The sequence below is a fragment of the Myxacorys almedinensis A genome (assembly GCF_010091945.1).
Lineage (GTDB): Bacteria > Cyanobacteriota > Cyanobacteriia > Leptolyngbyales > Leptolyngbyaceae > Myxacorys > Myxacorys almedinensis.
In genome coordinates this window covers 40,709-55,215 of record NZ_WVIE01000014.1, presented here as the reverse complement: position 1 = coordinate 55,215, position 14,507 = coordinate 40,709, and the positions used below count along the sequence as shown (strand labels likewise).

The window sequence follows — 14,507 nt, the reverse complement described above, 5'->3', positions numbered from 1 at the left end:
ATTTTATTATCAAAGTTCAGAGACAAAGCTGCTTTTTCAAAATTAGCTAATCCTGGAACTGTAAGCTCTGAAAACGTTGTAGCTCAGTTCAAAGATCTGTCCGGACTATCGCCAGTTGACACAATTCTGCAACTCTTTTGTATTCTAAGCCTTCTCAATTTGCTTTGCAGGTTCTGAAGTTCAATAGTTAGTGAGGAAGACACGATGAGCTGGTTAGTTAGAGTTGATCACATCACCTATGCTTGCGCCGAAGGCATGATCGAAAAGTGGGCGTGGTTCCACATTGAAGTTGAAGGTGGAACACTAGTGACGCAAATTGATGATGTTGATCCTGATAATCCAAAAAGTAGCATGAAGCTCTGGTGCATTGATTATGGTGCATTTGGCATTGCGTTAGTTGAGGGAATTGATCGAAGTGACAAATCTCAAGTAAGCCTCTTTGTCGAGCGGCATGGCGATCACAGTGTTCAGCACGTTGCTTATGACACGTCAAATCTAGACAGCTTCATGGAGCGATTGCAGCAGCATAACTTTGATGTGTTAGGGGAGCCAATCTCGAAGAAGGATGGATTCGGAATTCTCAAACAACTGTTCTGCAAAGGTTATTCTGATCTCAGCCCTTCAGAAACCCAATTTGCAGAATATGTACAGCGCCCTAGAAGTATCAAGGAGGAACTCGAAGTGACCTTCTCTCAACAAGCGGGTAAGGGATTCTATCGGCAAATCGAAGAAGCGACAGCCAAAGGAAGCACGACAACATTTACCAACTTTTCTGCAAAACCTTCTAGCTGGCAACCTCCTGAAGTTGCACCACCCCTCTCTGGGAGTTATGCCACAGAGGACAGATTGTATGAGGAGCAAGAGGTCAACGGTATAAAAAAATAATCTCCTGGTTGGCGTAAGGTATGCGGCTACAAAAGTAGAAACCTTCATCTAGGCAAGTCATGCACAACAATTTTGATGAAGTGAAACATAAGTTGGTTATTAAAGCTCTTGCAGAACCGGGTTTATAACAAGGGCTTTACATCTGTCCAAGTGTAGACCGCTATCCGTTGATGGCAGTCTACACATCAGCTAAACTCACTACTACTCAGATACTCAAATGGAAAGTAAATCTCTCAATCAGGGTCAGCAATTCAGTTTTCGTGAGCTTGTCAAGCAGATCCTTCGCAATCTTGGACTTGAGCAAGTAGCCCGTAAGCTCCGAGAATCTCTACTTGGAGGAACACAGAGTTCAGGTAAATCTCTGGGATTAAGTGATCACCTCTCCGTCTATCTTCAATCTACCTCATTGAGAGAGCATGAGAGTTTGGCTCAACTCCGACAAGAAACAGAACAGCATCCTTTTGGGATCATGCAAACTCCCCCAGAAGAAGGACAATTCATAGCACTACTGATTCAGTTGATTGGAGCCAAGAAAACATTAGAGGTTGGTGTCTTTACTGGCTACAGTACGTTAGCAGTTGCCCTTGCTCTTCCACCGGACGGCAAAATTATTGCTTGTGATATTAGCGAAGAAGATACTGCAATTGCGCGGCGCTACTGGCAAAAGGCTGGTGTTGCTCATAAAATTGATCTCCATCTTGCTCCGGCGCTTAGCACGCTTGATCGCCTCTTAGCTGAAGGGAGTGCAAACACCTTCGACTTTGCCTTCATTGATGCTGACAAGCAGAACTATGATAATTATTACGAACGGTTACTTCAACTCGTGCGCCCCGGTGGGTTGATTGCGATCGACAATGTTCTCTGGGCGGGGCGTGTTGCAGACCCTGCCAACCAGGAAGCAGAGACAACTGCAATCCGTTCGTTAAACCAGAAAATTCACCATGACTCGCGGGTTGTGATTAGCCTGCTCCCAATTGCCGACGGACTGACCCTTGCAATGAAAAAGACTTGAGGAACATAAGTGGTTATGGCTATACCCGATCAACTCCAACAGATCGATCAAGGTTTAATTACACTGCTAAGCGAACGAATCTCTATCTTGGCAGCCCTAGGGGTTCCTTTAATGCAGGAACAGATCTCACATTACAAATCTCTGCTGATGCAGGTGGGTGTCTCGGAATGTGTCTGGAGCAGCATTGTTATTAGCTCTATGGCTGCTCTAGCCAGTACACCGCCATTATCGTACGAGGGTGTACCCCGTAATATCACTGTGGTTGGGGGACGCGGTATAATGGGGCGCTTTTTTACCGATCGTCTGGTTGCAGCAGGTCATCACGTTAGCATTCTGGAATATGATGGCTGGGATCAAGCTGACAGGTTACTAGGCGATGCTGATTTAGTACTAATCTGCGTTCCATTTAAGGGGACTCTGGCAGTGATTCAGAAAGTGGCTCCATACCTTTCTCCAACTGCCATACTGGCAGATATTGCCAGTACCAAAGTTTCTACTGTTCAGGCAATGCTGGACAGCCATCCGGGTCCTGTTGTAGGGCTTCATCCTATGTTTGGTCCTGGGGTCAACTCCTTTTTAAGCCAGAACGTAGTGGTCTGCCCAGGGCGTAAACCTAATGCTTGTCAGTGGTTTTTAAACTTGATAGAAGCTGAAGGCGGCAAGCTAATCACTTGTACTGCCGAAGAGCACGATCGCATGATGGTAGCAGTGCAGGCAATCCGCCATTTTGCAACCTTTAGTCTAGGTGTTTTCTTGGCAGAGGAAGGAATTTCTATTGATCGGAGCCTCGATTTTGCTAGCCCGATTTATCGCACAGAGATCAATCTGATTAACCGCCTATTTGCTCAGGATGCATCACTATACATCGATATTATGCTGGCATCACCAGATCGGTGTGAAGCGATTACGCGGTTGACGAAAACAAGCGATCGCTTAGCAAATCTCTTGGCTCAGGAAAACCGGACTGCCTTGATGGCTGAATTTGAAGTTGCCCGTGAAACATTTCGAGACGACTCAAATCGGGCGCTCAAGGAAAGCAATTACATCATCAACACCTTGAGCAATTTTTTAGCCGCGAATGAAGTTGAAACGGTGGATTTATCATCAGCTTTAGCATTTAGCTAGCGATCGCAGGTTTATTTCTTCTATTGAAGACACCGTAAAGGATCATCAGGATTTGTTGGGTGGCTCTACCGTAACATCGCTACGAAGCGTTTCCCATGCTGAATTGCGATTAAATCATGATTTGTGTTTGTTGTGTGTGCCCAAAGTCCACACAGTCAGTTTATATATTCTTATCCCGGTACTCAAGCAATGGTTGAAAACTTAGTTACCCGTCCTACAACAATTTCTGCAACAACAATTTCTGCGGCTGTAGAATCGTCACCTCAGGGCAAAACAAGCGATCATGGTTCAAGTTCTGATCAGATATTAGATGAGGTCGGACAGAAATCAACTGTTGATGAGCCTGCCAGTTTGCAATTACCCAGCGATTTCCCTAAAACCCCTTCAACACTCTACCAGCCTGGCTACCACAAATTTTCTTTATCTAGTGATTTAATTGAATCTCTTAATGCACAAGCTCAACACGAAAGCACAAATGTCCGATCGCTGCTGCTAACTGCATTCAAAGCTTTACTAAATCGTTATACTCACCAGGAAGCGATTGGTTTGGGATTGCTCATTCTCGACTACGACAGCGACCAGATGTATGCAACAGAGATCAGCAGTCTGATACACGATGAGATCGATATCCGAAACTTAGTCCATCACCTTTCTGCAACTCTAGAAGCGATCGCCCCGGAAAATTTGCCAGATTCGCAAAATCAGCCAACCGGTCAACAGAATCAGCAATTAAGGTCGCCGATCATTGCTACATTTATCACAGATAGCTCTGGCATTGAAAATGAAAAACACTTGATCTTAGAGGTTCAGCAAAAAAACCACAGATGCATTAACAATGTAGAATTAAATCTTGTGATTTTTCAGCGAGAACAGGAGATCACTGGAATTTTTACATACAATTCTAATCTTTTTGAGGCAGATACAATTCAGCGCTTATCAAGTCATTTCCAGGTATTGCTATCAGCAATTAGCCAAGATTTGAATAGTTCAATTGCACAGTTGCCTTTATTAACACAAACAGAACAACATCAACTGCTGGTGGAATGGAATAGTGAAACGGTCAGCTATCCAGAGCTTCCTATTTATCAGCAGATTGAGACGTATGCAGCACAGAATCCAGATCAGATTGCGCTGACCTGTAAGGGAAAACAATTTACGTATGGAGAGCTAAACCAGCGCGTTAACCAGCTTGCTCATTACTTAACCAGCGTAGGAGTTGGAGCAGAGGTTCGAGTTGCGGTTTGTGTTCAACCATCTCTAGAGATTGCTGTCAGCCTGTTAGGCATTCTTAAGGCAGGCGGCGTCTATGTTCCTCTCGACCCGGCTCACCCTAAAGACCGCCTGACATCGATTCTAGAAGATACACAGGCGAAAGTTTTACTCACACAAGCGCAACTGCAACCGGGATTACCTGCGATCGCAGACCATACCCTTTGTCTTGACCAAGATTGGAAAATTATCAATGCATTTCCAACCCACAATCCTGCAAACGAGATTTCCCTTGACCAAACTGCCTACATTATTTATACCTCCGGCACCACTGGCAAGCCAAAGGGGGTGATGGCAAGTCACAGAAATTTGGTGAATTATATTCTTGCAACTCAAGAGCGGCTTGGCTTTGACCATCATGATGTTATGCCCTCGATCGCTCGCTACACCTTTAGCATCTCCATATTTGAGCTATTGTCTCCACTCGCGGCGGGTGGAATTCTCACTATTCTTGATCGAGAGCATGTTTTAGATTTTGCTCAAATGGTTCAAACCTTGGAACAGCTAACAATGATTCACACTGTTCCCAGCTTGATGCAAAAACTGTTGGGGTACATCAAAGATAATGAACTAAATATCCAAAAATTTCAGGGTGTTAAACATGTGTTCACAGGAGGAGATACCGTTTCTCCTGATTTACTAGAAGAGATGAAGGGTATCTTTCCAAACGCCAACGTTGCGGTTCTTTACGGCTGTAGTGAAGTTAGCTCTCTATGCACGACCTACCCGGTTCCGAAAACTCAAATTGTTACAAAGAGCCGAATTGGCAAACCCTTTAATAATGTTGCTGTTCGCTTGTATGATTCACAACAAAACTTAGTGCCGATCGGTCTCCTGGGTGAGATTTATGTAGGCGGTGCCGGGGTAACAAAAGGCTACCTCAACCGGGAAGACTTAACCCAGGAAAAGTTTGTCACAATTGATGGACAACGATTCTACCGAACGGGCGATTTGGGGCGATTTGGAACCGACGGCAATCTGGAGTTTCTAGGACGTGCAGATTTTCAGATCAAGCTGCGTGGAATTCGGATCGAGTTGGGTGATATTGAGACGACCTTACGGCAGGTTCCCGGCGTTCGTGAGGGAGTCGTTATGGCTCGTGACTTTGGCAGCAGCGAAAATAGATTAGTTGCTTACGTGGTGTTGGATCAAGTACTGAATCCTTCGATCGAGGAGATCCACCGCTTTCTGCAAACCAAATTGCCAGATTACATGGTTCCTGCCGCGTTTGTAGCACTAGAGGCGCTGCCCCTCAACCCCAATCAGAAAGTCGATCGTCGAGCCTTGCCGATGCCCACGTCTGACCACTGGGTCGGTCTCAAAACGATCGTTTCTCCTCGAAATGAAGGGGAGCAGCAACTGACCCAGATTTGGCAAGCCGTCCTGGGGATTCAACTGATTGGTATTCAGAACGATTTCTTTGAACTCGGAGGAGACTCGCTGCTGGCAGTGCAGATCTTTGCTCAGATTGAAGAGAAATTTGGTAAACGGTTACCGCTCAGCACATTGTTATCTGCTCCTACGATTGAACAGCTTGCAACAGTTCTGCAATCTAATCAGACCCACTTGCAAAATTCACTGACACTGCTTAAAGCAGGACAGACAAAACCACCTGTTTTCTTCATCCACGACGGAGATGGCGAAACGCTGCTCTACCGTTCTTTGGCCTATGCTTTAGACCCGGAAGTGCCAGTCTACGGCATTCAGCCTTTTAGCTCTGATAGCTGTCCCATCCTCCATACTCGGATTTCAAGCATAGTCGATTACTACATTGAGCAAATTCGCCAGGTGCAACCCCAAGGACCGTACTTTTTAGGCGGGATGTGTGCTGGAGGAATATTGGCGTTTGAGATGGCTTTGCGGCTTCAAGAACAAGGGGAATCGGTTGAGATGGTTGTCATTATTGAAGCGGCTGATGCTGGAGCCGCTAAACGAACTGGATATATTGCCAACCAACGCCTAAAGCGGCTTTCAACCGGATTAAGTGGCAATGATCATCTTAAACCCCACGAACAACTGCTTTACATGCTGAATCAGATTAGAAAGAAGACAACAAATTTGGCTGTTTATGAATCCCAGAGGCGACTTGAAATCATTCGCGATCGCATTCAACTCAAGCTACTGAGAAACTGCTTGGAAAAAGGGCTTCCTGTACCCAGAGGGCTACAGGGAATTCCAGTTCGGAAAGTCTTGCTTTGGGCGGAACAAGATTATGTGTTTCAGGGAATGTTTGTAGGAGAAATATTGCTGTTTCGAGCTACTCAGAAAAGCAATGTTTTTGATGGTACTCTGGTCGATGACACCCCTTATGTTGAACTCTATAGTGATCCGCTGTTTGGGTGGGGCAAGCGGGTAAGTGAAAAAGTCCAAGTGTATGATATCCCTGGTGGACATTCTAGTATGCTTCAAGAACCTAATGTCCAGGTAATCGCTGAAAAAATTCAGGCTTATTTTGATACCGCGATCGCGACTGAAGAACCACCTGTCGCGTTGCTCCCTCAATCATAAGTCGCGCTCGTACTCCCACAAGCTGACCACGCCGCAATCCAAGTCAAAATTTTGTGGTTGACTTCCTCTGGGCGCTCATCGTGGGGACAGTGCCCTGCATCGCTCACCTCAACTAATTCCAGCTTAGGATTGAGATTAACGCAATAGGTCGCGAGGTTTGGTGGCACAAACCTATCTTGTTGTCCCCAAAACAGCAGCATTGGCACCTCTAGTTTCGGCAAGATGGTGCGAGCCGTGTAAGACGTGGCTTTTGGCGATCGCACCATGGCTCGGAGCGCTCTAGCGGCATTGCGATCGTAAGCTGGCATCGACAGGATTTCAATCAATTCATCCGTAATTCCTGTAGGCGTTGCGTAGGCTTGTTTTGCCCAAACTCGCACCACCGCCGGACTCCGAAGCAGGTTGAAAAAGGGATTAAAAATCAGGGGAACCGTGAAAATGCTTTTGGTGATTGATCCGATCGGGCTGAGCACCTTCAGGGCTGATTGCGCCCATCTTGGCGTATCTAGCACCGAAGAATCGGGCAAATTGAGCATGACGACGCCTTTCACCATATCGGGATAAGCGGCGGCGGCAGCAAGACAGACCAGAGACCCGATCGAATTTCCAATCAAAATCACCGGCGTGCGAATAAAGGTTTGCCAAAAATCGTGAACTTGCTCGATCCAAAGCGTCACATTGTAGGGTGCGATCGCTTTTTCCGAAGCGCCAAACCCTAGCAAATCTAGGGCATAAACAGCATGATGCTGACTCAACACAGACATATTGTGTCGCCAATGCCCAATGGATGCGCCAAAACCGTGCAATAACATCAGCGGCGGAGACGGGTTTTGAGACTGAGACCTCATGTAGCTATATCGCGTTTGCCACCCCCGCCAAACCCAATCGCGCTGACTTCCAATCCGCTGCTGCCAGTGTAGAGCGTCTGTCACAGTTGCCTCGGTTTTTTGAGTCTTCTTTCTGATTGTAGACAAAGAGAGGATGAAGAATGTGGATTAGTAAAGACAAAGCCTGAAGAATATGGATTTAGCTCTCAAGGCAGACATTTCTTCCTGGCGAAACCGTTACCAATAGGAATGCCATTCTATTTACTTTCCTATACCCCTCTCCTCCTATGACCTTTAGCTTTTTCGATTTCATTTGGATATTTTTTATCTTCTCTTCCCTTCAACCCCTATGGCAGCGCCGCCGGACAGAAACACGCCGCTTCAACACGCTTAAAGAGATTGAGCGGCGCGGCAATAGCCGGGTCATTCTGTTAGTGCATCGCCAAGAATCGATCAGCTTGCTGGGAATTCCCCTATCGCGCTACATCACGATCGAAGATTCTGAGCAGGTGCTTCGGGCGATTCGCCTGACGCCGCCCGATGTCCCGATCGATCTAATTCTGCACACGCCGGGCGGGTTGGTGCTGGCAACAGAACAAATTGCACGGGCGCTAATCCGCCATCCGTCAAAAGTGAGGGTGTTTGTGCCTCACTATGCGATGAGCGGGGGAACTATGCTAGCCCTCGCTGCCGATGAAATTGTGATGGATGCCAATGCAGTGCTCGGTCCGGTTGATCCTCAATTGGGCAACTTTCCGGCTGCCAGTATTTTGAAAGTCGTTGAAGACAAACCGATCAGCGAAATTGACGACCAAACCCTGATCATGGCAGACCTCTCCCGCAAGGCAATCAGCCAAGTGCAGCGATTTGTGCGGACGTTGTTGAATGACACTGTGCCGCAACGGAAGGTAGACCCTGAGAAGATCGATTCTATCATCGACGCAATCACTACCGGAAGAGTTACCCACGACTACCCAATCACCGTTGAAGAAGCCACGGAAATGGGTCTACCAATCACGGTGGGGCTACCGCTGCAAATTTATGATCTGATGGAGCTTTATCCTCAACCTCAAGGAGGTCGTCCGTCGGTGCAGTACATTCCGATGCCCTACGATCGCCGCCCGGCTCTTCCCGAACCGAAAGGCAGACCGTTACCTGAAGGGGCAAGAACAAGCAGTCTGTAGAGCCGTGAATAGGCGTGAGGGGAATTGTAGCTTATAGTTTCCTCCGCTCACGCCTTGGGGTTGGGTGACTATCAAAGTGAGGTAGCAGCGGATCTGATTGGGTGAAATAGGGAAGCGATCGCTAAGCTTGAGAGAACATCGCATCGATCACAGTACATCGAGCATTGAGCTAAGATTCATGCTTAGAACCGACAAGTTTTTGATTTTTATCTAAAACCGTTCCTATCAAACAAGCATTTGACAGATTCGCCCCTTCAAGATGTGCATCCTGTAGCTCAGTGCAGAGAAGATTTGCCCCTGCAAAGTTTGCCCCCGCAAGGTTTGCGCCTTGCAGATCGGCTTCTTCTAAATTAGCTTCACTCAGCAATGCGCCTTGCAGATCCGCCTGGCTCAAGTTTGCGCCATGCAGGTTAACACCACTGAGGTTTGCCCCGCGCAAGTCTGCCCCGCGCAGGTCAACACCTTGAAGGCTAACACCGATCAGGTTTGCCCCACTTAAAAATGCTCCAGATAGGGTCGCACGGGTCAAACGGGCACGCATAAGATTTGCTCCCCGTAAATTGCTGCCACGCAAATCGGCTTCGGTGAGGTCAGCTTGCATCAGATTTGCCCCGCTTAGCGTCGATCGTAGGTCTGCCCCAACACATTGACAACCAACTAAATTAGCTCCTTCTAGCGACGCCCCCGATAGCTTTGCTCCAGATAGATCCGCGCCTGAAAGCCTGGCCCCAGAAAGATTGACGCCGCTCAGGTCGGTATTCGATAAATCCTCATCTTGCAAGTCAACGCCTGCCAACTGCCTGAGCTTACCTGAGCGAATTGCCTGAAGATCCATAACATTTTGCGATACTGAGGGTTGGATAGGGAGGATTTGAGATTAGGGTTTGAGAGTGAGACCTTGAGAGTGAGGGCTTGAAATCGAGAGCAGGGGGAGATTTAGGAACTTATAACCTCTTGGTTAGTATCTGACACTGCTTTAGAAGAATCGTGATGGTTTAGGTTCAGCAAATCGTCATCAGAATGAGAATCGAGCAGCCACATGCTAGAGGCAATTTTTGGCAGACTGACCGAGAGATTCATGCCCTGCTGCATGGCGCTCACCAGCAACGCCAACGCTTCGACTAGTTTTGGGTCCCAGCGATCGCTCGCTTCTGCCTGACAAGCGGCAAAGGCATCCCTTAGCCCGGTCTCCCCAAGAGACTCTTTGCCCAGTCGAGCCTCTGCCACGCGCTGTTGAAATTCTACCAGCAACCCTAAAATTCTAGACTCTAGAGGAATCTCGTCTCCGGCAAGCCCGGCAGGCTGCCCCTGACCATCCCACCGTTCTGTTTGATGGGTAATGATCGTCGCGATCGCTTTAAGTCGTTGCATCGTTCTCAAGATTTGCGCTCCCGGCACGATCGGACAACTCAACGGCACAGGCGGATCTTCAGAATAGTGACCAAAACTGCTTGGGCTTAACACGCTATCGGATTGCAAAACCCCCAATCGATGTAACAATCCAGCTAACCGCAGCCGATTCATCTGCCACACCGGAAGATCCAATAGTTGCCCCATCGCTTCTGCCAGAGTGGCGACCTCGGCGGCTGCCATCGGATTGCTGATATCAGTTTGATCGATCAATTGTGCCAATCTTAAAAAGGCTTGAAGCTCGTTGGAGACCAGATTGTTATCCAACCCTTCTTGAGAGCGACTTAAGGTCTGTTGCCCGGTTTGCAGATAATCAATCACCCTGGAAACGGCAGTGTACACCTCATCACGATCGCGCTGTTGAGCATCGGCGGCGATGGTCTCAACCTGTGACCGGAGTTGATTCGCCAAATCCGGGTTGTAGTGATCGACATGAGCGATCGCAATCTCTACGGTTTCTCGAACTAATTCTGCCTCAAATGTCCAGAATCCATAAAACTTACGCTCTAAATCGGTTTTAGGAAGTCCCTGAGTGCCGTAGTCCTCCGCAGAAATCTCCTGACACAACACCATCGCTGTATAAGTTGGCGCAAAGATCATCAAGTGCCATTCTTGAGCGACTGGATCGCTCTTCTCTAGGGCAACCAAATCGACGTTTGCTTTTTGGCTCGTCGGATGTTCGGCAAATCCAGTATCAGGAGATGCCAGAATCACGACCCGTTGAGCGCGATCGGCAAGTTCTGCATAGCGATCGGCTTCTTCGAGATACCATTTTCCTCGTTGGAAGGCAGTAATCACCAACGGCGCACTCGTGCAGGTGAGAATACAATCTTCCAGGGCATGACACAGCGAAACCAGCGTATTTTTGTAATACACTCCGAAATTCAAGGAGCGTTTACCCCCTCGATCCGGCTGGTGAGTGAGTTTCAGATGGTGCAGAATGGAGCCTTCCAACATAGGAGAGAAACGGGTAAGAGGTCAAACAGAAATGTTCTTAGGGCTAAGACCAGAGTTCCTCAAGGGGGGCATCCCTAGAACTAAGGCTCAGGGTTCATCGCTAGGCGGTTCCCTAGGAAGATGCACCGACTAATTCAGCTTTTGCCGCCACAGGCGCGGTGAGCGCTTCTTCCAAGTTTGCTCGCCCTAGCTTCGCTTCTAAAATTCTCATCACCTCGCGACCAAAATCGTTGGGGTTGCGCTGCCATGCTTCAAGACAAACCCGCCCAAAAAAGGAGCCGAGGGGTTCAGGATTCCACAGCAGTTTTCTGACCGTCCACGGCTTCACGTTCATCGGGTCGTATCCAGGCTGAAGGATATCATTTTTGAACGCATATTCTTCTAGATGCGTGTGGGGCTGTAACCCGATAAAGAAGATGGCAGGCTCTACTTTGTCTGCCCCAAAAATGCTCTCTAGTTCGCGGTGATAGGCGATCGTTTGGCGAATCGTTTCCGGGCGTTCATCAATCACGTTAAACGAATAGTTTACCGACACGACATCATTAAACCCAGCCGCTCTTAGATCGCGGCAGTTTTCTAGCACCGTTCGCAGGTTGTAGCCCATCCGCATTTTACGAACGAGTTCTTGGGAGCCGCTAGTGATGCCGATCTCAAAGTAGTTCATCCCCGTTTTGACCATCAGATCGCATAGTTCCGGCGTCAAATTATCGGCTCGAATGTAGGCAGCCCAGTGAATATCATGCATACCCGCATCTAGAATCTTTTGCAGCAATTCTACTGCATCGCCAATATAGCGTTTTGCCGGAATAAACTGAGCATCTGTAAACCAGAAATTACGAATGCCGCGATCGTAGAGTTGCCGCATTTCCTGGACAACCTCATCAGCAGGATTGATCCGTACCTGCTTTCCTTCGATAACGGTGTAGATGCAATAGCAGCAGTTGTGGGGGCAACCGCGCTTGGTTTGCACCCCGATATAAAAGTCTTCTGACTGAAAATAATACTCAAAGTCGCGCCAGATCGACTGAATGTAGGTGTAATCGCAGGCACTTTTCTCGATCGGCGTGGGAAATTCGTGGATCATGCGATCGCGCGGCGTTGTCTTGCCCACCACATAACAGCGCTCATCTAGAAAATCGTGCCCACGCAGCAGTTTTTCGATCAGGGTCTCGCCTTCGCCCACTGAAACGATTGTGCCTTTGGGCAAGGTGCGACCGATTTGCTCGTAGAACACGCTGACCGCGCCGCCACCAACAATCACCTGCGCCTGCGGGCAGTAGCGCTTTGCCCGTTTGATGCCGCGCTTAATTAGCCCTAAATTTTGCCACAGTTCCCCGTAGTACCCAGAGGCGATCCGCAGCAAGCCCAGCGCCCCTCGAATTTTCAACAGTGGGTTGCGAGCGTAATAAAACTCAAACGTATACTGAAGTGGATTTCCGCCCCGCCCTCCCACGGGCGCATAGATCTGAATGTCTCGCCAAGAGTAAACCAGCAGCGTCGGCTTAAACGTATCAATGGCAGTGTCTAGCGCCAAAGCATAGTCCAATGGTGGCACGGTGCCTAAGTCAAAAATTTGTTGCTCAGCGTTTGGAAACTGCTTGTGCACATGGTCGGCAAGATAGACTGCCCCAATCGGAAAAATGGGGTTGCAGGGCAGGCGAACGTAGAGAATCCGAGGTTCCATCACAGCGTTATCCAATGAAAAATGGTTGCTTTTCCAGACAAGGTGCGATCGCGCCGGTGGGTAGACAGCCATTCGCTCTCGCAATTCTGAAAACTTTTTCACATAACTTTACGATATCACTCACACCAGAACTCTGCATGGTTTTTCAAGAAACTTGCCCCTCCAGCAGGTCTGCTTTTAGGGTTGCCATCGTCTGGTTTACCCATGAGAGCTAGTTTTAAGCAGAAAAAGGCAGTGCTGCAAGCTAACGATGAATCGTAAGATAGGCAGAAACAGCGTTTACCTACTCTATAGACAAGAGCCAATGCAATCTTTAGCCTTGAGGATGATTTATCAATAGAAAAATCGGTTGGTAATCGCGTTTACAGTTGTTCGGGATCGCCCAGTGTTAGTGTTCAATTACTGATTTGCTCCCCACACAATAAGAGGTGTTATTTTGACCATGGCTCAGATTCTTGACCCTATTCCCTCAGATAGTCCTGGTTACATTGTCTGTTGCTACGTCAATGCAACAAGTCAGATCCAAATTGCTCGAATCACAAACATTCCAAATTGGTATTTTGAGCGAGTTGTTTTTCCAGGACAACGGCTGATATTTGAAACGGTGCCTGAAGCACTGTTAGAAATTCATTCAGGCAAAATGGCAAGCGCAATTCTCTCTGATACTATTTCCTGCTCAAGCCTGTCTCTACAGTGTGCTGAGGAGATTGTTGAGGCTGAAGCAGCCGCCTCTATTGTTCTGAGTTCGGCTGAATAATACCCAATTTTTGAGCAAAAAAGTATTAAGAGAAAACTGAGTAAAAAGCCAATATGAGCCGAATATGAGCCGGATGAAATGGTGAGTTTAAATACGTCTATCACCTGTTAGAAGATCTATCATCTGTTAGGACATCTATCATCTGTTAGAAATTGAACCGAGAGTAGTAATTCGTAACGATTGCTACTCTTTTTTTAAGGCACTAAAATAGGACTTTGTTTTAGACTTTAGTTCAGACTTTGATGCAGGATTAGCGTTTTGGATTTACCATCTTTTATTTGGTTGTGGAAACTGGCGGCTTGGTCAATGGGGCTTGCGATCGCGGCTTATCTTCTACAAGCCATCACCGGTCTCAGTTTTCTCATGTTTCGTTCCCAGGATCAGCCGTCTTGGTTGCGTCCTCTGCACAGGGTGACAGGCGGTGCGATCGCGCTCCTCATTTTGATTTTGTTAGCGATCGGTATCGTCGGTACCTTAGGTCACTACGGCAGTTTGGGGCATTCGTCCCATCTATTCTCAGGCTTAACCGTGGTTGAACTTGTGTTCTTATCCGCTTGGAGTGCCGCACAAATTCGCCTTCATTCGTGGGCACGCCTGGTTCACCTAACTAGCAATTTCGCGCTGTGCATTGCTCTCCTGTGGGCGTCTATCACAGGTTGGGAAGTGGTTCAGAAATATCTCTAGAGTGCCTACAAACGCTCATCTGTTAAGTAGATTGGTGGAATTAACTGTAAAATACCAGCCCTACGCCCTTACCCCAGCCCCGTCTCCTAAACTGGGAGAAGAGGGGTAGGGATGAGGGCGATGACCCTGAGGTAGACAGAATTAGAGTCTTGGTGGAGATGCAAAAGCAGCCACCGGCTACCACGTTATCTTAGAGCTACAGCCT

At 47.8% G+C, this 14,507-nt stretch carries 11 protein-coding genes; 7 read left to right on the top strand and 4 right to left on the bottom strand.

Annotation, left to right across the window (positions count from 1 at the left end; genetic code table 11):
* Positions 1 to 204 precede the first annotated feature (204 nt).
* From GS601_RS13150 to GS601_RS13135, 4 genes are all read left to right on the top strand, one after another.
* Entirely contained in the window at positions 205 to 885 is a 681-nt protein-coding gene (locus GS601_RS13150; protein WP_162423747.1) for a VOC family protein, read from the top strand.
* Positions 886 to 1,291: 406 nt separating this feature from the next.
* Positions 1,292 to 1,897: a class I SAM-dependent methyltransferase gene (locus tag GS601_RS13145; RefSeq protein ID WP_338017032.1), complete on the top strand. Its 606-nt coding sequence runs from the start codon at positions 1,292 to 1,294 to the stop codon at positions 1,895 to 1,897.
* A gap of 15 nt (positions 1,898 to 1,912) precedes the next feature.
* Positions 1,913 to 3,022: a bifunctional chorismate mutase/prephenate dehydrogenase gene (tyrA, locus tag GS601_RS13140; RefSeq protein ID WP_162423745.1), complete on the top strand. Its 1,110-nt coding sequence runs from the start codon at positions 1,913 to 1,915 to the stop codon at positions 3,020 to 3,022.
* Between the two features lie 189 nt (positions 3,023 to 3,211).
* On the top strand, positions 3,212 to 6,799 hold the full coding sequence (locus tag GS601_RS13135; RefSeq protein WP_162423744.1) for a non-ribosomal peptide synthetase: 3,588 nt from the start codon (positions 3,212 to 3,214) through the stop codon (positions 6,797 to 6,799).
* On the opposite strand, the gene GS601_RS13130 is transcribed toward GS601_RS13135, so the two are convergent.
* Entirely contained in the window at positions 6,790 to 7,731 is a 942-nt protein-coding gene (locus GS601_RS13130; RefSeq protein WP_162423743.1) for an alpha/beta fold hydrolase, read from the bottom strand. The genes GS601_RS13135 and GS601_RS13130 overlap by 10 nt on opposite strands.
* A 182-nt stretch (positions 7,732 to 7,913) precedes the next feature.
* Here GS601_RS13130 and GS601_RS13125 point away from each other — a divergent pair, with 182 nt between their 5' ends.
* Positions 7,914 to 8,810 (top strand): SDH family Clp fold serine proteinase, encoded by an 897-nt coding sequence (locus GS601_RS13125; RefSeq protein WP_162423742.1) that lies wholly within the window; start codon positions 7,914 to 7,916, stop codon positions 8,808 to 8,810.
* A gap of 169 nt (positions 8,811 to 8,979) precedes the next feature.
* On the opposite strand, the gene GS601_RS13120 is transcribed toward GS601_RS13125, so the two are convergent.
* The 3 genes from GS601_RS13120 to GS601_RS13110 form a co-directional block, all read right to left on the bottom strand.
* Positions 8,980 to 9,645, bottom strand: coding sequence for a pentapeptide repeat-containing protein (locus GS601_RS13120; protein WP_162423741.1), 666 nt, complete (start codon positions 9,643 to 9,645; stop codon positions 8,980 to 8,982).
* 101 nt (positions 9,646 to 9,746) lie between these two features.
* Complete coding sequence (locus GS601_RS13115) at positions 9,747 to 11,177, bottom strand: DICT sensory domain-containing protein (protein WP_162423740.1); 1,431 nt, start codon at positions 11,175 to 11,177, stop codon at positions 9,747 to 9,749.
* Between the two features lie 112 nt (positions 11,178 to 11,289).
* A complete protein-coding gene (locus GS601_RS13110; protein ID WP_338017031.1) occupies positions 11,290 to 12,963 on the bottom strand; it encodes a photosystem II high light acclimation radical SAM protein in 1,674 nt (557 codons plus the stop codon).
* Positions 12,964 to 13,303: 340 nt separating this feature from the next.
* Between GS601_RS13110 and GS601_RS13105 the strand changes: the two genes are divergently transcribed.
* Positions 13,304 to 13,618: a DUF1830 domain-containing protein gene (locus tag GS601_RS13105; protein WP_162423739.1), complete on the top strand. Its 315-nt coding sequence runs from the start codon at positions 13,304 to 13,306 to the stop codon at positions 13,616 to 13,618.
* A gap of 258 nt (positions 13,619 to 13,876) precedes the next feature.
* Positions 13,877 to 14,302: a DUF4079 domain-containing protein gene (locus tag GS601_RS13100; protein WP_162423738.1), complete on the top strand. Its 426-nt coding sequence runs from the start codon at positions 13,877 to 13,879 to the stop codon at positions 14,300 to 14,302.
* The last annotated feature ends 205 nt before the right edge of the window (positions 14,303 to 14,507 follow it).